This is a genomic window from Lysobacter humi (ex Lee et al. 2017), from assembly GCF_054781815.1.
Map to the genome: position 1 here is coordinate 33,444 of NZ_BAAGTR010000004.1, position 22,862 is coordinate 56,305.

Annotated in this window: 19 protein-coding genes; 9 read left to right on the plus strand and 10 right to left on the minus strand. The window is 71.6% G+C overall.

Annotated features, from left to right (window positions below; genetic code table 11):
* The first annotated feature begins 173 nt into the window (after nucleotides 1–173).
* On the plus strand, nucleotides 174–1,118 hold the full coding sequence (gene hemF / locus ACYVJJ_RS03045) for an oxygen-dependent coproporphyrinogen oxidase (RefSeq protein WP_460831010.1): 945 nt from the start codon (nucleotides 174–176) through the stop codon (nucleotides 1,116–1,118).
* Between the two features lie 500 nt (nucleotides 1,119–1,618).
* Here the strand turns inward: hemF and polA are convergent, their stop codons facing one another.
* Nucleotides 1,619–4,372 carry a DNA polymerase I gene (polA, locus tag ACYVJJ_RS03050; RefSeq protein ID WP_460831012.1) on the minus strand — a complete coding sequence of 918 codons (2,754 nt, stop codon included), beginning with the start codon at nucleotides 4,370–4,372 and terminating at the stop codon, nucleotides 1,619–1,621.
* Between the two features lie 93 nt (nucleotides 4,373–4,465).
* On the opposite strand from polA, the gene ACYVJJ_RS03055 reads away from it, so the two are divergent.
* Nucleotides 4,466–4,753, plus strand: a complete 288-nt coding sequence (locus ACYVJJ_RS03055; protein ID WP_460831014.1) for a DUF2782 domain-containing protein — start codon at nucleotides 4,466–4,468, stop codon at nucleotides 4,751–4,753.
* Between the two features lie 82 nt (nucleotides 4,754–4,835).
* Here ACYVJJ_RS03055 and uvrD read toward each other — a convergent pair whose 3' ends face one another.
* Genes uvrD through ACYVJJ_RS03070 form a run of 3 tightly spaced genes read right to left on the minus strand, consistent with a single transcriptional unit; the run spans nucleotide 4,836 to nucleotide 9,288 of the window.
* On the minus strand, nucleotides 4,836–7,013 hold the full coding sequence (uvrD, locus tag ACYVJJ_RS03060; protein WP_460831016.1) for a DNA helicase II: 2,178 nt from the start codon (nucleotides 7,011–7,013) through the stop codon (nucleotides 4,836–4,838).
* A gap of 38 nt (nucleotides 7,014–7,051) precedes the next feature.
* Nucleotides 7,052–8,752 (minus strand): GAF domain-containing protein, encoded by a 1,701-nt coding sequence (locus ACYVJJ_RS03065; protein ID WP_460831017.1) that lies wholly within the window; start codon nucleotides 8,750–8,752, stop codon nucleotides 7,052–7,054.
* Nucleotides 8,749–9,288, minus strand: a complete 540-nt coding sequence (locus ACYVJJ_RS03070) for a biliverdin-producing heme oxygenase (protein WP_460831019.1) — start codon at nucleotides 9,286–9,288, stop codon at nucleotides 8,749–8,751. The genes ACYVJJ_RS03065 and ACYVJJ_RS03070 overlap by 4 nt, the downstream gene beginning before the upstream one ends.
* Nucleotides 9,289–9,381: 93 nt before the next feature.
* On the opposite strand from ACYVJJ_RS03070, the gene ACYVJJ_RS03075 reads away from it, so the two are divergent.
* Nucleotides 9,382–11,655, plus strand: a complete 2,274-nt coding sequence (locus ACYVJJ_RS03075; RefSeq protein ID WP_460831021.1) for a S9 family peptidase — start codon at nucleotides 9,382–9,384, stop codon at nucleotides 11,653–11,655.
* 90 nt (nucleotides 11,656–11,745) lie between these two features.
* On the opposite strand, the gene ACYVJJ_RS03080 is transcribed toward ACYVJJ_RS03075, so the two are convergent.
* Nucleotides 11,746–12,156, minus strand: a complete 411-nt coding sequence (locus ACYVJJ_RS03080; protein ID WP_460831022.1) for a hypothetical protein — start codon at nucleotides 12,154–12,156, stop codon at nucleotides 11,746–11,748.
* 123 nt (nucleotides 12,157–12,279) lie between these two features.
* On the opposite strand from ACYVJJ_RS03080, the gene ACYVJJ_RS03085 reads away from it, so the two are divergent.
* Nucleotides 12,280–14,079, plus strand: a complete 1,800-nt coding sequence (locus ACYVJJ_RS03085) for a DUF885 domain-containing protein (protein ID WP_460831024.1) — start codon at nucleotides 12,280–12,282, stop codon at nucleotides 14,077–14,079.
* Between the two features lie 135 nt (nucleotides 14,080–14,214).
* On the opposite strand, the gene ACYVJJ_RS03090 is transcribed toward ACYVJJ_RS03085, so the two are convergent.
* Together ACYVJJ_RS03090 and ACYVJJ_RS03095 are read right to left on the minus strand one after the other, a co-directional pair.
* Entirely contained in the window at nucleotides 14,215–14,625 is a 411-nt protein-coding gene (locus ACYVJJ_RS03090) for a hypothetical protein (protein ID WP_460831026.1), read from the minus strand.
* A 142-nt stretch (nucleotides 14,626–14,767) separates the two neighbouring features.
* Nucleotides 14,768–15,451, minus strand: coding sequence for a YdcF family protein (locus ACYVJJ_RS03095; protein WP_460831028.1), 684 nt, complete (start codon nucleotides 15,449–15,451; stop codon nucleotides 14,768–14,770).
* 138 nt (nucleotides 15,452–15,589) lie between these two features.
* Between ACYVJJ_RS03095 and ACYVJJ_RS03100 the strand changes: the two genes are divergently transcribed.
* From ACYVJJ_RS03100 to ACYVJJ_RS03115, 4 genes are read left to right on the plus strand one after another with little or no spacing between them, the layout of a single operon-like run.
* A complete protein-coding gene (locus ACYVJJ_RS03100) occupies nucleotides 15,590–16,786 on the plus strand; it encodes a beta-ketoacyl-[acyl-carrier-protein] synthase family protein (RefSeq protein ID WP_460831201.1) in 1,197 nt (398 codons plus the stop codon).
* A gap of 20 nt (nucleotides 16,787–16,806) precedes the next feature.
* Nucleotides 16,807–17,580 carry a beta-ketoacyl synthase chain length factor gene (locus ACYVJJ_RS03105; RefSeq protein ID WP_460831029.1) on the plus strand — a complete coding sequence of 258 codons (774 nt, stop codon included), beginning with the start codon at nucleotides 16,807–16,809 and terminating at the stop codon, nucleotides 17,578–17,580.
* Nucleotides 17,577–18,392 carry a glycosyltransferase family 2 protein gene (locus ACYVJJ_RS03110; RefSeq protein ID WP_460831031.1) on the plus strand — a complete coding sequence of 272 codons (816 nt, stop codon included), beginning with the start codon at nucleotides 17,577–17,579 and terminating at the stop codon, nucleotides 18,390–18,392. The genes ACYVJJ_RS03105 and ACYVJJ_RS03110 overlap by 4 nt, the downstream gene beginning before the upstream one ends.
* Before the next feature lies 1 nt (nucleotide 18,393).
* The gene (locus tag ACYVJJ_RS03115) at nucleotides 18,394–20,049 is read left to right on the plus strand and encodes an NAD(P)/FAD-dependent oxidoreductase (protein ID WP_460831033.1); all 1,656 of its coding nucleotides are present in this window, start codon (nucleotides 18,394–18,396) and stop codon (nucleotides 20,047–20,049) included.
* A 13-nt stretch (nucleotides 20,050–20,062) separates the two neighbouring features.
* Here ACYVJJ_RS03115 and ACYVJJ_RS03120 read toward each other — a convergent pair whose 3' ends face one another.
* Entirely contained in the window at nucleotides 20,063–20,482 is a 420-nt protein-coding gene (locus ACYVJJ_RS03120) for a hypothetical protein (RefSeq protein WP_460831035.1), read from the minus strand.
* Between the two features lie 113 nt (nucleotides 20,483–20,595).
* Complete coding sequence (fabG, locus tag ACYVJJ_RS03125; protein WP_460831037.1) at nucleotides 20,596–21,318, minus strand: 3-oxoacyl-ACP reductase FabG; 723 nt, start codon at nucleotides 21,316–21,318, stop codon at nucleotides 20,596–20,598.
* Between the two features lie 151 nt (nucleotides 21,319–21,469).
* Here fabG and ACYVJJ_RS03130 point away from each other — a divergent pair, with 151 nt between their 5' ends.
* Nucleotides 21,470–22,414, plus strand: coding sequence for a GAF domain-containing protein (locus ACYVJJ_RS03130; protein ID WP_460831039.1), 945 nt, complete (start codon nucleotides 21,470–21,472; stop codon nucleotides 22,412–22,414).
* Here the strand turns inward: ACYVJJ_RS03130 and ACYVJJ_RS03135 are convergent.
* Nucleotides 22,411–22,857, minus strand: a complete 447-nt coding sequence (locus ACYVJJ_RS03135; protein WP_460831202.1) for a phosphotransferase — start codon at nucleotides 22,855–22,857, stop codon at nucleotides 22,411–22,413. The two genes, ACYVJJ_RS03130 and ACYVJJ_RS03135, sit on opposite strands and share 4 nt — an antisense overlap.
* Nucleotides 22,858–22,862 lie beyond the last annotated feature (5 nt).

The following is a 22,862-nucleotide window of genomic DNA, read 5'->3' on the forward strand; positions in this document are numbered from 1 at the left end:
ACCCGCCGCCGTCACGACGCGCAACGGCGCGGCAGCACGACGCGGCACCGGTCCCTCGCCGCGACGTCGCCACTGCCAGGCGCGGACGACCGCGCCATGCGCCGGCATCGGGTGTCGCCATGGACGTAGGCCGACGAACCGGGGCGCTTCCCCTGCCCCGCTAGAATTCCGCGATGAGCACGCCGCCCCCGATCGACACCGTCCGCGACTACCTCACCGGCCTGCAGGACCGCATCTGCACGGCGATCGAGCACGCCGACGGCCGCGCGCGCTTCGTCGAGGACGCGTGGACCAAGGCGCCGGGCGAGCCGATCACCGGCGGCGGCCGCACGCGCGTGCTGCGCGACGGCGCCGTCTTCGAGCAGGCGGGCATCGGCTTTTCCGACGTGGCCGGCACGCGACTCCCGCCGACGGCGACGGCGAACCGGCCCGAGCTCGTCGGCGCCTCGTGGCGCGCGGTCGGCGTCTCGCTGGTCTTCCATCCGCACAACCCCTACCTGCCGACCACGCATGCGAACGTGCGCCACTTCCGCGCCGAGCGCGACGGCCAGACGGTGGCCTGGTGGTTCGGCGGCGGCTTCGACCTCACGCCGTTCTACCCCTTCGACGAGGACGTGCTGCACTGGCACCGCACCGCGCGCGGGCTGTGCGAGCCGTTCGGCGGCGAGGCGCGCTATTCCGCGCACAAACGCTGGTGCGACGAATACTTCTATCTGCGCCACCGCGATGAGACGCGGGGCGTGGGCGGCCTGTTCTTCGACGACCTGCACGGCGACTTCGATGCCGACTTCGCCTACCTGCGCGCCGTCGGCGACGGCTTCCTCGATGCCTACCTGCCGATCGTCGAACGCCGCCGCGACACGCCTTACGGCGAGCGCGAGCGCGAGTTCCAGCTCTACCGCCGCGGCCGCTACGTGGAGTTCAACCTCGTCTTCGACCGCGGCACGCATTTCGGCCTGCAGTCGGGCGGGCGCACCGAGTCGATCCTGATGAGCCTGCCCCCGCGGGTGCGCTGGGAGTACGGCTACGCGCCCGATCCGGGCTCGGCCGAAGCGCGGCTCGGCGACTACCTGCGTCCGCGCGACTGGCTCGCGGGCGACGTGCCGGCCGCCAGCTGAGGTTTCGCGGCGCCGATCGGCGCGATTCGCGCCCCCACCTCGCGCCACGCGCGTGCGTCATGGAATCGCGGCGCCGGAGGCCGCGCTGCTCACGCACGGTGAGGGGTGGCACGACACGACCGATCGACGAACACCAGCACGGCGGGGTCCGTGGACATCACAGCAGGATCGCCGAATCGCAGGCAATAAAAAGCCCCGCAGGCAGGGGGGGCCGGCGGGGCTGGGGAACGGGGTCTGGGGAGGGACCTTACGTTCCGGGGGATCGCTCCAGGGGAGGGGAGGATCTGCGCCAGACGTTGCATCCGGCGCAGGGCAATAAAAGCACTCGGGACATGCACGGCAAGTGAAGACTTCCGTGACGCCACAGGAAAAATTCAGGATCGATTCATGCCCTCACGGCCGCTTGGATAGCGACTGTGACGATCAGCGAAGATCACGACGAAAAAGCGCAGCGACTGGCCGCCGAAGCCTGTTTTCGTCGTTTTTCGACGGAGTCTGGATCAATGAGCCTGATCCCAGTTGAAGCCCACGCCCGCTTCGACCTCCAGCGGCACCTTCAGCTCCGCCGCATTCGCCATGCGTCGCTTCACCTCGTCCACGAGCTCGGGCACGAAGTCCGCCTCGACCTCGAACACCAGCTCGTCGTGGACCTGGAGCACCATCAGCGCACGCTCCGCGTGGCCCTGCAGCCATCCGTGGATGTCGATCATCGCGCGCTTGATGATGTCGGCCGCGGTGCCCTGCATCGGCGCATTGATCGCGGCGCGCTCGGCGCCGGAACGCAGGCCCTGGTTCCGCGCGTTGATGTTCTCCAGGTACAGGCGCCTGCCGAACACGGTCTCCACATAACCCTGGTCGCGCGCCTGCTGGCGGGTGCGGTCCATGTACTCGCGCACGCCGGGATAGCGCGCGAAGTACAGCGCGATGTAGTCCTGCGCCTCGCCGCGCGAGATGCCCAGCCGCGTGGCGAGCCCGAACGCGCTCATGCCGTACATCAGGCCGAAGTTGATCGCCTTCGCGGCGCGGCGCTCGCCGGCCTCCACCGCCTCGATGGTCTTGCCGAAGACTTCCGCGGCGGTCGCGGTGTGCACGTCGACGTTCGACGTGAACGCACGCAGCAGCGCGGGGTCCTCCGAGAGATGCGCCATGATCCGCAGCTCGATCTGCGAATAGTCGCAGGCGACGATGCGGCGGCCTTCCGGCGCGACGAACGCGGTGCGGATGCGGCGCCCGTCCTCGGTGCGGATCGGGATGTTCTGCAGGTTCGGATCGGACGATGCGAGACGCCCCGTCGCCGCACCGGCCTGGTGGAAGCTCGTGTGCAGCCGGTGCGTGCGCGGATTGAGCATCTCCGGCAGCTTGTCGGTGTAGGTGCCGCGCAGCTTGGCGAGGCCGCGGTAGTCGAGGATCAGGCGCGGCAGTTCGTGCTGATCGGCGATCGCTTCCAGCGCGGTCTCGTTCACCGACGGCGCGCCGGTGGGCGTGCGCTCGGTGGCGGGCAGGCCGAGCTCGTCGAAGAGCAGTGCGCCGATCTGCTTGGGCGAATCCATGTTGAAGGTGCGACCGGCCACTTCCGTCGCGCGCTGCTGGATCTCCAGCATGCGGCGACCCATGTCGGCCGACTGCCTGCGCAGCTCGTCGGCATCGATCATCACGCCATTGGCCTCGATGCGCTCGAGCACCGGGATCAGCGGCACCTCGATGTCGCGATAGACGCGCTCGAGCGCCGGTACCTCGCGCAGCTTCGGCGCGAGCACGCGGTGCAGGCGCAGGGTGACGTCGGCGTCTTCCGCGGCGTAGCGCGTGGCGTCGTCGAGCGCGACCTGCGAGAACTTGATCTGCTTGGCGCCCTTGCCCGCCACGTCGGTGTACTTGATCGTGTCGTAGCCGAGGTACCTCGATGCCAGCGAATCCATGTCGTGCCGCGAGCCGGTGGCATTGAGCACGAAGCTCTCGAGCATCGTGTCATCCGAATAGCCCTGCACGCGCACGCCGTGGCAGCGCAGCACGTGGATGTCGTACTTGCCGTGCTGGCCGAGCTTGCGCTTGCCCGCGTCCTCGAGAATCGGCCCGAGCACGCGCAGCACCTCGGCCTTGTCGAGCTGCGCGGGCGCGCCCGGATAGTCGTGGCCGACGGGGATGTAGCAGGCGCGGCCGGGCTCGACGCACAGGCTCAGCCCGACGAGGTTCGCGCACAGCGCGTCCAGCGAGTCGGTCTCGGTGTCGAAGGCGAACTCGTCGGCGGCGTTCAGGCGATCCACCCAGGCATCGAGCTGCTCGCGCGTGAGCACCGTCTCGTACTCGCCCTTGGCGGACAGCGCGGGATCCCGCGCATCGGCGACAGGCGCGGCCTCGCGGCCGATCGAGGAGATGCCGGGGCCCGTCAGCGCGGTGCCGCTTTCGAGATCACGCAGCGCCGAGCGCAGGCCGTAGCGCCCGAGGAGCTCGCGCAGCTGCTCCATGTCGCGCTCGCGAAGCGCGAGGTCGGCGGGGCCGACGTCGAGCTCGCAGTTGATGCGGATGGTGGTGAGTGTGCGGTTGAGCGGCAGGCGGTCGAGCACGCGCGCGAGGTTCTCGCCGACCTTGCCCTTGATCGCCGATGCGTTCGCGATCACGCCGTCGAGCGTGCCGTACTCGGCGAGCCACTTCGCGGCAGTCTTCGGCCCGCACTTCTCGACGCCCGGGATGTTGTCGACGGTGTCGCCCATCAATGCGAGGTAGTCGACGATCTGGTCGGGGCGCACGCCGAACTTCTCGATCACGCGCTGCGTGCTGTCGAGGCGGCTGCCGCTCATGGTGTTCACGAGCGCGACGCCGCGGCCGTCCACCGGATCGCGCACCAACTGCGCGAAGTCCTTGTCGGAGGTGGAGACGATGACGTCGAGGCCTTCGTCGAAGCCGCGCAGCGCGAGCGTGCCGATGACGTCGTCAGCCTCGACGCCCGGCACGTTGAGGATGGTGATGCCCAGCGCGTGCACGATCTTGCACAGCGGCTCGACCTGCGCGCGCAGGTCGTCGGGCATCGGCGCGCGGTTGGCCTTGTAGGTGGGGTCGAGCTCGTCGCGGAAGGTCGGGCCGGAGGCATCGACCACGTAGGCCACGTAGTCCGGCTTCTCGGCCAGGATCGACTTGAGCATGTTGACCACGCCGAACAGCGCCCCCGTGGGCTCGCCATGCTCGTTGCTGAGCGGCGGCAGGGCGTGGAAGGCGCGGTAGAGATAACTGGAACCGTCGATCAGGACGAGCTTTTTCATGGGGTGATTCTAAGGCGCGGTGATCGCAGCGCCTGCGCCGGGCGTTCACGGCCGGGCCACCGTATGCTCCAGTCGCCCTGCCTGGAGACCGCCATGCGCCGTGCCGCCGTCCTGCCTGTCGTGCTCGTCCTCGCCGCCTGCGCAAGCCTGCCCGCCGATCCGACGGCCGGGCTCGACGCCGCCGAGATCCGCACGCGCACCGAGGCCAATGGCGACATGGTCTCGGAGTACCGCGTCGCCGGCCAGCTGCGCGTGATCAAGGTGGTGCCCCGGACCGGGGTGACCTACTACCTGACCGACGACGACAACGACGGCCGCTTCGACCGCATGCGCCAAGACCAGCCGGTACGGCCGGTGCAGTACAAGGTCTTCGGCTGGTGAGAAGGGCGGCGACGGCGTTCGGAGGGCGGCGCTGACGGGCCGCGCCCTGCGAACGCACCCTGGGACGTCGCGTGTCGGCCGATCAGATCCGCTGCAGGTTCGCGAACGCCGCCACCAGCCACTTGCTGCCGACGTCGTCGAAATTGACCTGCACGCGCGCGTGCGCCCCACTGCCTTCGACGTCGGTCACCACGCCGGTGCCGAACGTCGGATGGCGGACCGCGGCACCGAGCGGCATCGCCGGTGCCTCGGTGATCCCGGACGTTGCGCGCGAGCGTGCGCCCCATTCGAGCGGCCGCGCGACCTGCACCTTCGGGCGCACCTCGTGCACCAGTGCCGAGGGGATCTCGCGCAGGAAGCGCGAGGGCATGCCGTACATGTCCATGCCGTGGATGCGGCGCGCCTCGGCATAGCTCAGCACGAGCTTCTCGCGGGCGCGGGTGATGCCCACGTAGGCGAGGCGCCGCTCTTCTTCCATGCGCCCGGCCTCCTCGGCGGACTTGCCGTTCGGGAACAGGCCTTCCTCGAGGCCGACGAGGAACACCAGCGGGAATTCCAGGCCCTTCGCGCTGTGCAGCGTCATCAGCTGCACGCCATCCTCGTTCGCGCGCGCCTGGCCCTCGCCGGCCTCGAGCGAGGCGTAGGACAGGAATGCGACGAGCTCGGGGAGCTCGGGCTCCTCGTCGTCCTCCTCGCGATAGTTGAAGCGCGAAGCCACCGACACGAGCTCGTCGAGGTTCTCGATGCGCGAGTCGAGCTGGCCCTTCTGCTCGCGCGCGTAGAACTCGCGTAAACCGGATCGCAGCAGCACGTGGTCGATCTTTTCCGGCAGCAGGCGCGTGGCGCATTCGTCCTGCAGGTCGTCGATGAGCTTGAGGAAGACGGCGAGCGCATTGCGGGCGCGCGCGGCGAGGCCGGTCTCCTGCGTGAGCCAGCGCGCGGCGACGAACAGCGGCGCGCCATCGCTGCGGGCGCGGCGGCGCACCTCGTCGAGGGTGCGGTCGCCGATGCCGCGCGCGGGCATGTTCACGGCGCGCTCGAACGCGGCATCGTCGTTGCGATTGGCGATCAGGCGCAGGTAGGCGAGCGCGTCCTTGATCTCGCCGCGCTCGAAGAACCGCAGGCCGCCGTAGATGCGGTAGGGCAGCTGCTCGGCGATCAGCACTTCTTCGAAGGCACGCGACTGCGCGTTCGAGCGGTATAGGATCGCGACGTCGCGATAGCTGCCGCCGGCGTTCACCCAGGTGCGCGCCCGCTCGACGACGAAACGCGCCTCGTCGATCTCGTTGTAGGCCGCGTAGAGGTCGATCGGCTCGCCGCCGGCGGTGTCGGTCCACAGCTTCTTGCCCAGCCGCGCGGGGTTATGCGCGATGACGGCATTGGCGGCATCGAGGATGTTCGACGTGGAGCGGTAGTTCTGCTCGAGGCGGATGGTCTTGGCCTCGGCGAAGTCGCGCAGGAACTTCTGCACGTTCTCGACCTTCGCGCCGCGCCAGCCGTAGATCGCCTGATCGTCATCGCCGACCACGAAGACCTGCCCGGTCTCGCCGGCCAGCACGCGGATGAAGGCGTACTGGATGTCGTTGGTGTCCTGGAACTCGTCGACCAGGATCTGCCTGAAGCGATTGCGGTAGTGCGAGAGCAGTGTCGGCTGGTCGCGCAGCAGCTCGTGCGCGCGCAGCAGCAGCTCGGCGAAGTCGACGAGCCCGGCGCGGTCGCAGCGCTCCTGGTAGGCGGCGTAGACCTTGCGCATGACGTCGGTCCACTCGTCCTCGCCGCCCTGCACGTGCTGCGCGCGCTTGCCCTCGTCCTTGCGCGAATTGATCCACCAGGCGATCTGCCGCGGCGGGAAGCGCGTCTCGTCGAGTTCCAGGTCGCGCATCACGCGCTTGATCAGGCGTACCTGGTCGTCGGAATCGAGCACCTGGAAGCCGTCGGGCAGGCCGGCCTGCTGGAAGTGCAGGCGCAACAGGCGGTGGGCCAGCCCGTGGAAGGTGCCGAGCCACATGCCGCGCGCGCCGCCGGCGAGCTGCGCGTCGACGCGGTGCCGCATCTCGGCCGCCGCCTTGTTGGTGAACGTGACGGCGAGGATCGAATGGATCGGAACGCCGAAGACCTCGTTGAGCCAGGCGATGCGGTGCGTGAGCACGCGCGTCTTGCCCGAGCCGGCGCCGGCGAGGACGAGGTGGTGGCCGGGCGGTGCGCTGACGGCCTCGCGCTGCGCCGGGTTCAGCGCGTCGAGCAGGTGGGAGACATCCATCGCGACAGTCTACGGGGCGCGCGTCGCACGTCCCGCGCCTAGGCGCGGGCGTCGGGCACGTCGGCGGCGCGGCGCACCTCGGTCTCGAGGGCGTCGATGCGGGCATCCAGGCGCTCGCGCGCCTCCGGCTCGAGGTGGGCGAGGCCCTCGAGCAGTTGCGCGAGGTGGTCCAGGCGCTGCCGGCGGTCGGCCATGCCGCGCTGCCGTTGCTGCAGGTCGAGCCCCGGCGCATCGGTGCGGGTCTGGATGCGCCGGCGCTGCTCGGCGAGCATCTGGTGCAACCGCACGGCGCCACGGCGGTCGGCATCGGACCAGGGCACGCTGCGGCCGCGCACGCTCTCGCGCCAGACCGCGAAGCTGCGGCGCGGGGCGATGCGCTGGCCGTCGTCCGAGGCGACGAGCGCCTTGGCCGGCTCGCCCGCCCAGCGCACGTGCTCGACCTGCTCGTCGCGGAAGAGCAGCAGCCAGTCGTCGCCGCCGAGCCGCATGGCGAGCACGCCGGCGACCGCATCGCCGTCGACGCCCGATGCCCAGTCCCCGGCCCGCTCGCTCCAGACGAGCGCGGTCGTCCCCTGCTGCTGCAACCAGGCGATCAGGCCGGGCACGCGACGCGGATCGGGCACGTGACCGTGCGTGCGCCAACTCGACGTCGACCAGAGCGCAGCCCCGTCGGCGCCGAGGCTGGTCGCGAGCATCGGCAGCTCGGCGGCGAGCGCGGCCTCGAAGTCCCGGGCCTGGTCCAGGCGCCGCACGAGCGCGTCGCGTACCTGCTGCGCATGCTCGAAGTGCGCCATCGTGCGCTGCTGCTCGGCGGCCGCCACGCGCATCGAGACGAACAGGCCGAACAGGTCGGCCGCGGCCCGGATCACCGGTGGCACCAGACGCGGCGCGCGGTGGTGGCAGGCGATCAGCCCCCACAGGCGGCCGCCGGCGATGATCGAGATCGACATCGACGCACCCACGCCCATGTTGCGCAGATAGTCGAGGTGCACCGGCGAGACGCTGCGCAGCGCGTGCTGCGAGAGGTCGAGCGGCGAACCCGCGGCCGTGGTGGCCGGCTCGATCGGCACCGGCACGTAGTCGACGTCCGGGATCACGCGCAGGCGGTTGCGCAGGTACAGCGCGCGCGCCTGCGGCGGGATGTCGGACGCCGGATAGCGCAGGCCGAGGTAGGGTTCCATGTCCTCGCTGCGCGCCTCGGCGGCCACCTCGCCGCTGCCGTCGTGCAGGAAGCGGTAGACCATCACCCGGTCATAGCCGGTGAGCTGGCGCACCTGCGCGGCCACGTAGGCATGGAAGTCGTCGGGCGCGCCGTGTGCCACCTCCGCGATCATCGACTGCGCGAGCAGGGTGGGCTGCGGCGATGGGCCGCGCTCGCTGCGCGGCTCGATCTCGATGTGCACGAGGTCGTCGGCGACGTGCACCACGAGGTCGCAGGCGGTGCCGCGCGGGCCCAGGTTGGCCTGCCCGGCGCGCTGCGCGGCGGTGCCGGGCGTGATCAGCGCGAGCGTGTCGAGGATGCCTTCGAGGACATCCTCGCTGACGTACTCGTGCAGCGAGTGGCCGATCAGCGCATCGAGCGGCACGTCGAGCAGCGCATCGGCGTTCGCCGACGCATGCCGCACGGTCCAGTCGGGCAATGCACAGCTGATCAGCACGCCGTGCGCCTGGATCGCGCCGGCCAGGTGGATGGGTTCGCGGGCACAGGCCTCCGCGTCGATCGGAACGGGAGAGGTCATGCGGTCTGGGCGAGTGCGGTGGCGAAGGCGGCCTCGGCCGCATGGAAGGCGCGCGAGGCGCCGTGGAGCACCGCCGCGTGGCGGTCGGCCGGGCGGCCGTCGACCTCGGCGAGAAAGTCGGCCCACGCATCGCCCGCGGCGTGCAGGGCGAGGAAGCGGGCGCCGTGCCCGCCGTCGAAGCCGAGTTCGGCGGCACGGCGCTGCAGCACGCGCGCCCCCACCGAGGCCCCGGCGATCACGTAGCGCCAGCCCAGCGCCTCGTCCGGCGTGGCGACGCGCCGCGTCGGCGAGATCGCGAGCGGGGTCGCGCCCACGTCGGCGAGGTCGGCCTCGAGCGCGGCCACGGCCTCGGCGAGCCCCGGTCCCGCGGGCAGCGCGACGGTGGCTTCGCGCAGGAAGCGGTGCATGCCCCGCAGGTAGCCGGGATACCGTGCGGGGTCGTTCAATGCGGCGCCGACGCGCGCGTCGAGGCGTGCGTGCGCCGACGCCGTAGCCTGCCGGAGGCTCCAGCGCAGAGACGATGTCGGGGGGGTCATCGCCGTCCAGCCTAGCAGCGGAATGTGAAGGCGGCTTTACCGGCTGGACGGAGCGGCCCCTACACTCGGCCGGTCCTCGATCCGCCGACCGCCATGTCCCGACTCCGCGTCGCCCTCCCCCTCCTCGCCCTCGCGACCGCCTTGAGCCTGCCGACCGCCGCCGCACCGACCGCCCCCGCGCGCACCCTCACCCTCGAAGCCCTCGCCGGCGACGCGCCGCTGTCCGGGCCCAGCCTGACCAAGCCGCGCGTGGCCCCCGACGGCCGGCGGGTGACGTTCCTGCGCGGCAAGGAGCGCGACCGCAACCGGCTCGACCTGTGGGCCTACGAGATCGACAGCGGCCAGACGCGCCTGCTCGTCGACTCCGACGACGTGCTGCCCGGCGCCGAGGTGCTCTCCGACGAGGAGAAGGCCCGCCGCGAGCGCCAGCGCATCGCCGCGCTCAGCGGCATCGTCGACTACCAGTTCTCGCCGGACGGCCAGCGCCTGCTGTTCCCGCTCGGCGGCGAACTGTATCTGTACGACCTCCACAAGTCCGGCAAGGACGCGGTGCGCAAGCTCACCAACGGCGAGGGCTTCGCCACCGATCCCAAGATCTCGCCCGCCGGCAGGTTCGTGAGCTTCGTGCGCGAGCGCAACCTCTGGCTGATCGACCTCGCCGACGGCCGGGCCGTGCAGCTCACCTTCGACGGCAGCGCGACGATCGGCAACGGCGTCGCCGAATTCGTCGCCGACGAGGAGATGGACCGCCACACCGGCTACTGGTGGGCCCCGGACGACTCGGCGATCGCCTATGCGCGCATCGACGAGTCCGGCGTGCCGATCCAGAAGCGCTACGAGGTGTATCCGGACCGTACCGAGGTCGTCGAGCAACGCTATCCGGCCGCCGGCGATCCGAACGTGCGCATCTCGCTGCATGTCGTGCGAACCGACGCGCTCGAAGGCCGCGCCGCGATCACGGCGGGCACGCGCGCGGTTGACCTCGGCAGGAACCCCGACATCTACCTCACCCGCGTGAACTGGCGCGATCCGCAGCGCCTCACGTTCCAGCGCCAGAGCCGCGACCAGCGCGTGCTGGAGCTGATCGAGGCCGACCTCGCCAGCGGCCGCCAGCGCACGCTCGTCACCGAGCGATCGAAGACCTGGGTGCCGCTGCACGACGACCTGCGCTTCCTCGAGGACGGCTCGCTGCTGTGGTCGAGCGAGCGCTCCGGCTTCGAGCACCTCTACGTGATCGACGCGAAGGGGCGCGCGCGTGCGCTGACGTCCGGCGACTGGCAGGTCGACGCGGTGCTCGCGGTCGACGAGGCGGCGGGGCTCGTCTATTTCAGCGGCACGAAGGACACGCCCACGCAGTCACACGTCTACCGCGTCCCGCTCAAGGGCGGCGCGGTGGAACGGCTCACGACGGCGCCCGGCATGCATGCGGCGAGCTTCGCCGGCAATGCGAGCGTCTTCGTCGACAACTGGTCGAGCCCGACCCTGCCGCCGCAGCTCACGCTGCACCGCAATGACGGCTCGCTGATCGCGTCGCTGGTGAAGAACGACCTCGACGACCCGAAGCACCCCTATGCGCCGTACCGCGCCGCGCACCAGCCGGTCGAGTTCGGCACCGTGAAGGCCGCCGACGGCCGCACCGACCTGCACTACTCGCTGATCAAGCCCGCGGCGTTCGACCCGTCGCGCACCTACCCGGTGGTGGTCTACGTCTACGGCGGCCCGGCCTCGCAGACGGTGCGCGAGGCGTGGGCGCCCGACTTCAATCAGTACCTCGCGCAACAAGGTTACGCGGTTTTCTCCGTCGACAACCGCGGCACGCCACGCCGTGGCGCGGCGTTCGGCGGCGCGCTCTACGGCAGGCAGGGCACGGTGGAGGTCGACGACCAGGTCGCGGCACTGCGCTGGCTGAAGTCGCAGCCGTGGGTGGCCGACGACAAGGTCGGCGTCTACGGCTGGTCCAATGGCGGCTACATGACGCTGATGCTGCTCGCGCGCGCGCCGACCGAGTACGCCTGCGGCGTGGCCGGCGCGCCGGTCACCGACTGGGCGCTCTACGACACCCATTACACCGAGCGCTACATGGACCTGCCGAAGTCGAATCCCGCAGGCTACAAGGCCGCACGCGTGCTCGAGCACATCGACGGCCTCGTCGGCCCCGAGGCGCCGCGCCTGCTCGTGATCCACGGCATGGCCGACGACAACGTGCTGTTCTCCAACGCCACGGTGCTGATGAGCGCCCTGCAGCAGCGCGCGCAGCCGTTCGAGCTAATGACCTACCCCGGCGCGAAGCATGGCCTGCGCGGCAAGGACCTGCTGCACCGCCTGCGCATCACCGAGGACTTCTTCGGGCGCTGCCTCAAGCGCTGAGGCGCGTCCGGCGGACGCTCGGGCCTTGCGTGGTCGGAGGGGCGGCCCGGCGCCGTCATCCCATGCGGGGCGCCGTCGATGCCCGGCCGCTCAACCGCGCGGCGCAGTCGCGCCCACTGCACGGACCGAGCGTTCGCACAGCTCGCGCAGCACCGCGAGGTCGACGTCGGCGAGCCGCTTCATGTACAGGCACGAGACGCCATCGCGATGCGGGCCGAGGCGCGCGAGCAGCGCCGCCCTGCCCTCGAATTCCGGCGCGAGGTAGACCACCGTCTCGGCCTTGCGCGGCGAGAAGCCGATCACCGGCCAGTCACCGGTGGGGCCACGGTACGAACCGAAGCCGACGATCGAGGGGCCCCACATCACCGCGCGCTCGCCGGTGACCTCGCCGAGCAGCGCCAGCAGGGCCTGCGCGTCCGCGCGGCGGCCGGCATGCGGCACGGCCGCGATGAAGGTGTCGGGCGGCACGTCGGTCGGCCGCGTCTTGGGTGCGGTGGCCATGGCGTTCTCCTCGGGACCCGCGCACGTTACCCCGATGCTGCGGCGCGGCGGGGGCCGTGACCTCGGCGTATTGGCAGGCGAGACGCGACCGCGCGATGCTGCGGGCCTGCCCAGGAGCCCCCCATGCACACCCAGCTCGCCGTCGCCCTTGCCGCCGCCCTCGCCGTCCTCGCCCCTGCGGCCGCCTTCGCGCAGGCCGCGCCCGCCGCGGCGAGCGCCTCGCCCAAGGCACCCGCCTGGGTGGAACGCAGCAACGAGTACACCCGTATCCTGCTGCGCGCGCAGGCACCGTTCCAGCCCGAGCAGCTCTCGTTCTTCGGCGTGCCCGGCTTCGACGACCAGGTCTTCGACTTCGGCCCACGCTATGCCGAGCGCTTCCGCGAGGCGACCGCGAAGGCCCGCGACGAGCTGCGCACGAAGCTCGCGACCGAGAAGGACCCGAACGTCCGCCAGGACCTCGAGATCCTGATCCAGGCCGCGGACGACGCCATCGAGGCGAGCACGCTCAACCAGAAGCTCACGCGCCCGTGGGTCGACGTCGGCCAGACCGTGTTCCAGGGCCTCAGCGGCCTGCTGTCCGACCAGACGCCGCCCGAGCGTCGCGCGGCTGCGCTGGTGCGCCTGCAGCGCTACGTCGGCCAGGCGCCCGGCAGCACGTCGCTCGCCACGCTCGCGCGCCAGCGCTACGACGAGCGCCCCGAGAACGGCCTGCTGCAGCCCACGCAGGTCGAGGTGCAGCAGTCGCTCGACAACCTCGAGACCTACCGCAAGGGCATCGCCGAGCTGTTCGGCAAGTACGGCATCAAGGCGGGCCCGGCGCTCGCCGAGCTCGACCGCCAGCTGGCCGAGTACGCCGCATGGACGAAGTCCACCGTGCTGCCGAACGCTCGCACGACCTACACCCTGCCGCCGGAGCTCTATGCGCTCGCGCTGAAGAACGTGGGCATCGACGTCGACCCGCGCGCCCTGATCGATCGCGCGCGCCTGGAATTCATGGAGACGCGCAATGCGATGCAGCAGCTCGCGCCGCTGGTCGCGCGCGAGAAGGGCCTGAAGGAGACCGATTACATCGCGGTGATCCGCGCGCTCAAGAAGGAGCAGATCGCCAACGACCGGCTGGAGACGCACTACCGCACGACCGTGATGCCGGAGCTCGAGCGCCTGATCGGCGCCAATCGCGTGGTCACCGTGCCGGGCCGACCGATGCAGATGCGCGTGGGCACGCCCGCCGAAAGCGCCGCGCAGCCGGCGCCGCACTTCCGCCCCGCGCCGCTGGTGGGCAACACCGGCCAGCAGGGTACGTTCGTGCTGCCGCTCGGCAATCCGAACGCCGGTGCCGACGGCGCCTACGACGACTTCAACTATCCGGCCGCCGCGTGGACGCTCACGGCGCACGAGGGCCGGCCGGGGCACGAGCTGCAGTTCACCGCGATGGTCGAGCGCGGCATCTCGCTCGCGCGAACGATGTACGCCTTCAACTCGGTCAACGTCGAAGGTTGGGCGCTGTACGCCGAGGCCGAGATGGTGCCGTACGAGCCGCTCGAGGGGCAGCTGATCGCGCTGCAGTTCCGCCTGCTGCGTGCCGCCCGCGCGATGCTCGACCCGATGCTCAACCTCGGCCTCACCGATCGCGACACCGCGTTCAAGGTGCTCACCGAGAAGGTCGGCTTCTCGCCGGCGATGGCGCGGCAGGAGGTCGACCGCTACACCGTGCGCTCGCCGGGTCAGGCCGGCAGCTACTTCTATGGCTATACGCAGATCATGCAGCTGCGCGCCGAGACCGAGCTCGCGCTCGGCGACCGCTTCGACCGCAAGGCCTTCAACGACTTCCTGCTCGACCAGGGCCTGCTGCCGCCGAACCTGCTGGCCAAGGCCGTGCGCGAGCAGTTCATCCCGCGCCACGGCGGTGGCGCGAAGCGCTGAGTCTTCGCCACGCCGGCACCGCGTCGACGCCAGCGCGATGCCGGTGCCGTGTCCCGCCTTCGCGGTGCAGGTCTCCGCGCCCTGAACGACGAAGCCCGCCGGATGGCGGGCTTCGTGCGTCGACGACGGGTTCGGTCAACCGCCCTGGCGGCTGACCTCCATGTTCGCCGACAGGTCGTTGATCAGGAAGCCGATCCAGCCGAGGTAGTTGGAGTGGATGTAGCGCACGCCCTTCTTCTCGGCATAGTCCAGGTTCTGGCTGTCGACGTAGGCGAACTTCACCTGCCCGGCGTCGTGCGTCACGCGGATCTTCGCGACGTGGTCGCGCAGGTGCAGCGTGGCGTCGATCTGGCCCGGCTGTTCATTGGCGATCGTCCAGCCGCGGCCGAGCAGCGCGCGCTTGATGTCCTTGGTCACCTGCTCGGGAGTCAGGCCCGACGGCACGACGACCGGCGCCGGATCCTGCAACGGGGCCTTGCCGGCAACGACCGGGTTGGCGAAGGCGACGAGCGAGGCGGCGGCGAGCAGGACGGACAGCAGGCGCATGGAGTTCCTCTAGATGTGGTCGAGGGACGCGCCTCCCCGGCGCGTCCGGCGGGCGCAGGATACGCGAGCGGCCACAGGCCGTGGCCGTCCCCGGGCCTGTCGTCGGCCGGCGGGATCCGCGCGCGTCGGGCGCGCGTCGCGGTCAGGTCACCCGCGCGAGCATCCGCTGATTGCCCGTCACCCGCGCCCAACGCGTGCCGATGTCGACCCAACAGACGTAGGCGGCCTCGCCGGCCAGGCGCAGCGCGGTGCCGGGGCGCAGGGGCAGCGAGGCTTCCGCCGCGCAGAGCTCGGCGTCGAAGCCGAGCTGGCGCGCGAACAGGGCGCAGCGGGCGAGGTGGTAGCGGTTCGACAGCAGGGTGACGCGCTCGCGCACCGCCTCGCCGAGCATCTGGCGGGCATTGCGCAGGTTCTGCAGGGTGTCGCGCGAGCCGGCCTCGAGCTGCAGGGGAGCGTCGGGCGAGAGGCCGCGGGCGAGCAGCTCGCGACGCGCGATCTCGGCCTCGGTCGGCTCCCCGGCGGCACCGCCACCGAGCAGCACGAAGGCCTGCGTGCGCTGCTCGCGCCAGAGCGAGGCGGCGCGGTCGAGGCGCGCGGCGAAATCACCGTCCACGCGCCCGCGCGGTGCGTGCTTGCCGAACAGCAGGAGCCGGCGGCCGTCGGCCGGGGCGCAGGGCGCACGCCGCGCCGTGCGCACCACGTGGACCAGGTAGCCCACGTAGACCAGCCCGAGGCTCAGCACGCAGGCCGCCAGTGCCACGACGCCGGTCTGGAGCACGTCGCGGTCGCGGAAGAGGGTGAACTTGTGGGCGGCACGGGTGGACATGGCGGAACCGTTCAGGCCGGGGCCCCACCCCGGTCCGTGAAGAATACGTGTAGACGGGGTGTCAATTGAGGACGGCTGGCATACTTTCCGGCCCTGACCGGAGAACAGCCCGTGCCGTCGTCGCCCGCTTTTCCGCCCTTGCCGCCGCTGGCGATCCGGGCCTTCACCGCGACGAGTGCGCTGGGCCACGGCCTGGACGCCCACCGCGCCGCGCTGCGCGAGCGCCGCAGCGGCCTGCGCCGCAACGATTTCGGCCCGGGCCCGCTCGAGTGCTGGGTCGGCCGCGTCGACGGCGTCGAGGACGCCGCCCTGCCCGCCGGCTGGGAGATGTGGGAATGCCGCAACAACCGCCTCGCCTGGCTGGCACTGCAGCAGGACGGCCTGCTCGACGCCGTGCGTGATGCCATCGCCCGCCATGGCGCCGAGCGCGTCGCGGTGGTGATCGGCACCTCCACCTCCAGCATCGGCGCGACCGAGGAGGCCTACACGCGCCTCGTCCCCGACGAGGCGGACGGCGCGCCGCATTTCCCCGAGGACCTGCGCCGCGCGATCGTGCATACCGTGCATTCGCCTGGCGACTTCGTGCGCGAGGCGACCGGCGCGCGCGGGCCGTGCGTCACCGTCGCGACCGCCTGCTCGTCGAGCGCCAAGGTGTTCGCGCAGGCCGCGCGCCTGATCGAAGCGGGCGTGGTGGACGCGGCGATCGTCGGTGGTGTCGATACGCTCTGCGGCAGCGTGCTCTACGGCTTCAACTCGCTGCAGCTCGTCTCGAAGGATCCCTGCCGCCCGTTCGACGCGACCCGTGAAGGGCTCTCGCTCGGCGAGGCCGCGGGCTTCGCGCTGGTCGAGCGCGCCGGCGACGGCGAGGCCGGCCTGCAGCTGCGAGGCTACGGCGAGTCGTCGGATGCGCACCACATGTCCGCGCCGCATCCCGAAGGCCTCGGCGCGCAGCTCGCGATGCGCGAGGCGCTCGCGCGCGGCGGCGTCGAGCCGAGCGAGGTGGGCTACCTCAACCTGCACGGCACGGCGACGCCCGCGAACGACCGCGCCGAGTCCATCGCGGTCGCCGCGGTGTTCCCGGACGGCCTGCACGCGAGCTCGACCAAGGCCTACACCGGGCACACGCTCGGCGCCGCCGGCATCGTCGAGTCGGTGATCGCCCTGCTCGCGCTCGACTCCGGCGCGCTGCCCGGCACGCTCGGCTCGGCCACGCCCGATCCGATCTGCGGCCCGCAGATCCGCTTCGACGATGCGCAGCGTGACATCCGCTACGCCATGAACAATTCCTTCGGCTTCGGCGGCAACAACTGCTCGCTGCTGTTCGCCCGCGCGTGAGCGCCCCGACCGGATCCCGCATGACTCTCACCGCCACGATCGACGGCATCGGCTTCTGGGCGCCGGGTGCACCCACTTGGGACGACGCGCTCGCGCTGGTGCGCGAAGGGCGCGCGCGCGAGGACGCGCCGCGCCGCCCGTCGCCGCAGCTGCTGCCGCCGAACGAGCGCCGCCGCGCGCCCGACAGCGTCGCCGTCGCGCTCGAGGTCGCGCAGGCCGCCTGCGCCGCCGCCGGTCGCGACCCGCGCGAGCTGCCGAGCGTCTTCGCCTCCATGCACGGCGACCTCGCGATCACCGACTACATGTGCGCCACGCTCGCGAGCGACCCGGCCGCGATCTCGCCGATCAAGTTCCACAATTCCGTGCACAACGCCGCCGCCGGCTATTGGACGATCGGCGCCGGCGCGATGGCGCCGGCGACGTCGATCAGCTCGTTCGACGCGACGTTCGCGCAGGGCCTGCTCGAAGCCTGCGTGCAGCTCGCCACCGGCACGTCGACGGTGCTGCTGGTCGGCTTCGACAGCGCGGCGGCCGGCCCGATCGACAAGGTCTCGCCGAGCGCGGGTATGCTCGGCGGCGCGCTGGTGCTGTCGCGCGACGGCGCCGGCCCGCGCCTGGCGCTCAGGCTCGCCGACGGCGACGCACCGGCCGCCGACGGCGCGCTCGCCGCGCGCAGCCGGGGCAATGCGATGGCGCCGATGCTGCCGCTGTTCGAGGCGCTCGCCGCGGGCCGTGGCCACGCGCGCCTGAAGGCGGGCCCGGGCCGCGTGCTCGACGTGGAGATCGCCGCATGAGCCCGATCACCGCGCAGGAGATCGCGATCGTCATCCCCGCGCTCAACGAGGAATTGCGGATCCGCGACGTCGTCGAGGGCGCGCTCATGCAGTGCCCGAACGTCATCCTGATCGACGACGGCTCCGACGACGGCACGATCAAGGCCGTCGAGGACCTGCCGATCACCGTGATCCGACATGCGCAGCGGATGGGCAAGGGCGCGGGCCTTCGCGACGGCTTCGCCGAGGCGGTGCGTCGCGGGTATCGCGGCGTCATCAGCATGGACGGCGACGGCCAGCACTCCGCCGACGACATTCCGCGCCTGCTCGAGGCGGCGAACGCGTATCCCGAGCACATCGTCATCGGCGCGCGCCTGCGCAAGCGCTCGCGCCAGCCGACCTACCGCCGCCTCGCCAACGAGTTCGGCGACTGGGGCATCGCGATCGGCTGCGGCTTCCGCCTCGCCGACAGCCAGAGCGGGCAGCGCTTCTATCCGGCGTCGGTGTGCGCGCTCGGCGACATCCCGGGCGAGGACTTCGTCTACGAGGCGCAGATCCTGATCTCGGCCTCGCGCCAGCTCGGCGTGCGCTGCGTGTCGATCCCGATCGAATCGCGCTACCAGGCCGCCACCGGCCCGGTGAAGTTCCGCAAGAGCCATTTCCGTCCGCTCACCGACCTGTGGCGCATCACTTCGCACGTGGTCGCGCAGGTCTGGAGCGCGGGCGACGTACTCCGCCAGTACCGCCGCACCCGCGCGACGCCCGTCATCATCCACGACCCCACCGGCGAGTTCGCCCGCGCGCCGCGCGTGGCCTCGATCGAGACGACCTGACATGCAGCCCGATACCACCGACGTCGTCATCCTCGGCGGCGGCCTCGCCGGCCTGACCCTCGCCCTGCAGCTGCGCCGCCGCGATCCGTCGCTCGGCGTCACCGTGATCGAGCGGCAGCGCCATCCGGTGCGCGAGGGCGCGTTCAAGGTCGGCGAGTCGACGGTGGAGATCGGCGCCTACTACTTCGCCGACGTGCTCGACCTGCGCGAGCACCTCGAGGCCGAGCACATCCGCAAGTTCGGCTTCCGCTTCTTCTTCAGCGAAGGCGCCGAGGACATCGACCGCTGCACCGAGCTCGGCGTGAGCCGCGCGCTGCCGACGCCCTCGTGGCAGATCGACCGCGGCCGTTTCGAGAACTTCCTGACCGGCCACGTGCGCACGCACGGGGCGACCGTGCACGACGGCAGTGTGGTGCGCGGCATCGAGATGGGCACCGGCACGGCCCCGCATGTCGTGCGCTACGAGACCGACGGCAGCACGCGCGAGATCGCCGCGCGCTGGCTGGTCGATGCGAGCGGCCGAGCGGGCCTGCTCAAGCGCAAGCTGGGCCTCGCCAAGGCGAACGACCACAACGCGAACTCGGCGTGGTGGCGCGTCGAGGGGCACATCGACATCAATGCCTGGTCGGATGATCCGGCCTGGCTCGGCCGCTGCATGCCGAGCGAGCGCTGGCGCTCGACCAACCACATGTGCGGGGACGGTTATTGGTTCTGGCTCATCCCGCTGTCATCCGGGCAGCATTCGCTCGGCATCGTCTGCGACGGCGACCGGCATCCGCTGGAGACGATGAATACGCACGAGAAGGCGATGGCCTGGCTGCGCGAGCACCAGCCGCGCGTGGCGCGCTCGCTCGAAGAAGGCGGGCATGCCCTGCAGGACTTCATGTTCCTGCGCCACTTCTCGCACGGCGCCACGCAGGTCTTCGGCGACCGCTGGGCGCTCACGGGCGAGGCCGGCGTGTTCCTCGATCCGTTCTATTCCCCGGGCAGCGACTTCATCGCGCTCAGCAATACCTACATCTGCGAGCTGATCGAGGCCGACCGCACCGGCAAGCCGGTCGCCGGCATGGCTGCGCTCTACCAGCAGCTCTACGTCTCGTTCTACGAGAACACGCTCGCGCTCTACCAGGACCAGTACCGCCTGTTCGCCGACGCGCAGGTGATGCCGCTCAAGGTGATCTGGGACTACACGCTGTACTGGTCGCTGCTCGCACCGCTGTACTTTGCCGGCTACCAGGCCTCGCTGCCGGTGCTCGGCGCATTGCGCACGGAGTTCATGCAGTCGAGCATGCTCAATGCCGCGATGCAGGCGCTGCTGCGCGAATGGGGCGAGCGCAATGCGGCGAGCGGCCGCGACCTCGCGCCGCGCGACGGGCGCCTGCTCGACCAGTACGGCATCGGCTGGTTCCACGAGCTCAACCGCCAGCTCTGCGACCCCCTCGAGCCCGAGGCCTTCATCGCCCGCACGCGTCGCGACCTCGCACGCATGCAGGAACTCGCCGCCGAGCTGCTCGATGCCGCGCGCGCGGGCCATCCGGACATCGACGACCACGGCGTCGAGGCGCTGCTCGGCGGGGCGCGTGCACCGTCGCCCGCGCTGCTCGATCCGGTCTGGTACGGCGTGACGGCGCCCGTGGCGGTGGCCGAGGTCGCCTGAGCCGACGCGCCCCTCAGGGCGCGCCGTCGACCCAGATCGCCACGGCGCGCGCGACCTGCTTCGGCGGGCTGATGCCCACGTTCACGCCGCCCCCCACATGGCGGCCGCCGCCGCCCACGCCGATGCCCACGCCGCCGCCGGACGGCACCTGGGCCATGTCCTGCAGCAGCACGCCGTTCGCGCCGAGCCGCGCGGCCTCGGCACGCAGCTTGGCGATCACCGCGTCCTGCCGGTTCTGCGCGCCATAGGTGAATTCACCGCTGCTGGCATCGAGCAGGGCGATCTCGACGAAGCGCCCGGCCGGCGGCTGGCTGTAGACGCGCACCTGCTCGACCGGCACCGCAGGGCGCGGGTCGGAAATCATCACGCGCGAGACGCTCGCACAGCCGGCGAGCGCGGTGGCGAGCACGAGGGCGAGGACGGTGCGGGTCATGGCGGGCTCCGGAGTCAGGCCGCCATCGTCCGACGCGGCGGCTGAATACCGGGTGCAGGCGGAGCGGCGGGCGCGGTGGCAGGCGCCCTGCCGCCCCAGGGCTCCATCGCCGCTCAGGCCATCCCGCCGTTCACCCCGATGACCTGGCCCGTGACGTACGAGGCGCCGTCCGAGCACAGGAAGCCCACGACCGCCGCGACCTCCTCGGGGGAGCCGGCGCGCTGCATCGGCACGATCTGCTTCACGGTCTCGACCGGGAAGGCCTCCTTCGCCATCGCGCCCTCGATCACGCCGGGTGCGACCACATTCACGGTGATGCCGCGGCTCGCCATCTCCCGCGCGAGCGACATCGACGCGCCGTGCAGGCCCGCCTTGGCTGCGGCGTAGTTGGTCTGCCCGCGGTTGCCGGTGACGGCCGCCACCGACGAGACGCTCACGATCCGGCCCCAGCGGGTGCGCGCCATCGGCAGCAGCAGCGGCCGGGTCACGTGGAAGAAGCCGTGTAGTGAGACGTCGACGACGCGTCTCCACTGCGCCGTCGACATGCCCGCCATCGGCGCGTCGTCGTGGATACCCGCATTGTTGACGACGGCCTGGATCGGGCCGGCCTCGAGCAGGCCTGCGAGCGCGCTGCCGGTCGCCTCGGCGTCGGCGACGTCGAAGGCGACCGCCTCGGCCGCGCCGCCGCCGGCCAGGATCGACGCGACCACCGCCTGCGCGCGCTCCAGCCCGCGGTTGGCATGCACGAGCACGTGGAAGCCATCGAGTGCGAGGCGCTGCGCGATCGCGCCGCCGAGGTCGCCACTGCCGCCGGTCACGAGGGCGCGTCGCGCCATGCGGATGCTCCGAACTGGGGGCCGGCCATTGTCCACGATCCGCGGGCGGCGTCGCAGTTCGTGAACGATAGGCCGCGGCGGGGGGTTTTCCCCCATTGCACGCGGCGCACCCGCAGCCAGAATCGGAGCGACGCCGCAGGCTGGAGGCCACATGACCGAAGCGCAGCGCCAACGCGAGCTCGACACCTATCGCATCCTCGACTCGCTGCCCGAGCCGGCCTACGACGACATCGTGCTGCTCGCTTCGCGCCTGTGCGAGACGCCGCTCGCCTTCGTCTCGCTGGTCGACCGCGACCGGCAGTGGTTCAAGTCGAGCGTGGGCCTGGAAGCCGAGCAGACCGCGCGTGACGTCGCCTTCTGCGACCACGCGATCCGCACGCCCGGCCAGCTGCTCGAGGTGCCCGACGCGACCGCCGACGCACGCTTCGCGGACAACCCCGCGGTGACGGGTGAGCCCGGCGTGCGCTTCTACGCCGGCATGCCGCTGGTGACGCCGCACGGCACGGCGGTCGGCACCGTCTGCGTGGTCGACCGCGTGCCGCGCCGGCTGGATGCCGCGCAGCAGGACACCCTCGCCGCGCTCGCCCGGCTGACCATGAACCTGCTCGAATCGCGCCGCCAGCTCCTCGACGCGCAGCGCGCGGCCGCGCTCGCACCGGTGGCGGCCACGGCGTCGCGGCCCGCCTCGCCGGCCGCGGGCTATTCGATCGCGATCCTCGAGTTCCAGGCCTATGCCTCCGTGGTGCGACGCTTCGGCATGCGCGTGGTGGAAAACGCGATGCAGCAGTGCGAGCACGCGATCGAGCGGATGCTCGCGCCGGGCGAGCTGCTGAGCCGCGTGAGCGGCGCGCCGGAATTCGTGCTGACGCTCGAGCACGGCGTGTCGTCGCAGCGGCTGAAGGATCTTGAGCGTGTCGCGGAAGCGGCCGCCGCGTCGCTCGACACCGAGGTGGTGCTCGCCGCCGCGACCAGCCAGGGCGCCCACGAGTCGCCCCTTACCGTCTTCGAACGCGCCGACGAGGCGCTCACCCGCCGCAAGACCGAGCGCGCCGCGCACCGGTTCGGCTTCGACCCGACCGAGCGCGCGCGCAACTAGCCGGCCGGCGGGTGGATCACCGCGGCGCGCCCCTCCGCGAGCACCTCGCCCGCGCTGCGCACCACGAAGGCGTACTGCCAGCCGGTCTCGCTCTCGACCAGCAGCGTCGCCTCGCCCTCGAGCACGCCGTCCAGGTCGTCGATGCGCGCGCGGTGCAGCGCGACACCGCGCAGTGCCACCAGCAGGCCGGGCTTCGCCGCGCCGCCCGCGAGCTGCGCGCGCAGGCCGCCGTGCACCGCCATCGCCTGCGCGCCGTACTCGGCGAGGTGCAGCGCATGCAGGCGGTCGCGATGGCGCAGGGGATGCGCGACGTCGCCGTGGTCGAACGCGCTGAGCCGGATCGACCCGGCATCCCAGCCGTCCACGCGTTGCCACAGGCACATGCGCTGCTGGTGCGGTACCTGCCGCGCGATCGCGTCGCGGCCATCGAGCGGCGTGCCCATCGGGA

Bases quoted from the DNA above. Each gene is read 5' to 3' on its own strand.
- hemF (WP_460831010.1), top strand. From the start codon at position 174: ATGAGCACGCCGCCCCCGATCGACACCGTCCGCGACTACCTCACCGGC.
- polA (WP_460831012.1), bottom strand. From the start codon at position 4,372: ATGAAAAAGCTCGTCCTGATCGACGGTTCCAGTTATCTCTACCGCGCC.
- ACYVJJ_RS03055 (WP_460831014.1), top strand. From the start codon at position 4,466: ATGCGCCGTGCCGCCGTCCTGCCTGTCGTGCTCGTCCTCGCCGCCTGC.
- uvrD (WP_460831016.1), bottom strand. From the start codon at position 7,013: ATGGATGTCTCCCACCTGCTCGACGCGCTGAACCCGGCGCAGCGCGAG.
- ACYVJJ_RS03065 (WP_460831017.1), bottom strand. From the start codon at position 8,752: ATGACCTCTCCCGTTCCGATCGACGCGGAGGCCTGTGCCCGCGAACCC.
- ACYVJJ_RS03070 (WP_460831019.1), bottom strand. From the start codon at position 9,288: ATGACCCCCCCGACATCGTCTCTGCGCTGGAGCCTCCGGCAGGCTACG.
- ACYVJJ_RS03075 (WP_460831021.1), top strand. From the start codon at position 9,382: ATGTCCCGACTCCGCGTCGCCCTCCCCCTCCTCGCCCTCGCGACCGCC.
- ACYVJJ_RS03080 (WP_460831022.1), bottom strand. From the start codon at position 12,156: ATGGCCACCGCACCCAAGACGCGGCCGACCGACGTGCCGCCCGACACC.
- ACYVJJ_RS03085 (WP_460831024.1), top strand. From the start codon at position 12,280: ATGCACACCCAGCTCGCCGTCGCCCTTGCCGCCGCCCTCGCCGTCCTC.
- ACYVJJ_RS03090 (WP_460831026.1), bottom strand. From the start codon at position 14,625: ATGCGCCTGCTGTCCGTCCTGCTCGCCGCCGCCTCGCTCGTCGCCTTC.
- ACYVJJ_RS03095 (WP_460831028.1), bottom strand. From the start codon at position 15,451: ATGTCCACCCGTGCCGCCCACAAGTTCACCCTCTTCCGCGACCGCGAC.
- ACYVJJ_RS03105 (WP_460831029.1), top strand. From the start codon at position 16,807: ATGACTCTCACCGCCACGATCGACGGCATCGGCTTCTGGGCGCCGGGT.
- ACYVJJ_RS03110 (WP_460831031.1), top strand. From the start codon at position 17,577: ATGAGCCCGATCACCGCGCAGGAGATCGCGATCGTCATCCCCGCGCTC.
- ACYVJJ_RS03115 (WP_460831033.1), top strand. From the start codon at position 18,394: ATGCAGCCCGATACCACCGACGTCGTCATCCTCGGCGGCGGCCTCGCC.
- ACYVJJ_RS03120 (WP_460831035.1), bottom strand. From the start codon at position 20,482: ATGACCCGCACCGTCCTCGCCCTCGTGCTCGCCACCGCGCTCGCCGGC.
- fabG (WP_460831037.1), bottom strand. From the start codon at position 21,318: ATGGCGCGACGCGCCCTCGTGACCGGCGGCAGTGGCGACCTCGGCGGC.
- ACYVJJ_RS03130 (WP_460831039.1), top strand. From the start codon at position 21,470: ATGACCGAAGCGCAGCGCCAACGCGAGCTCGACACCTATCGCATCCTC.
- ACYVJJ_RS03135 (WP_460831202.1), bottom strand. From the start codon at position 22,857: ATGGGCACGCCGCTCGATGGCCGCGACGCGATCGCGCGGCAGGTACCG.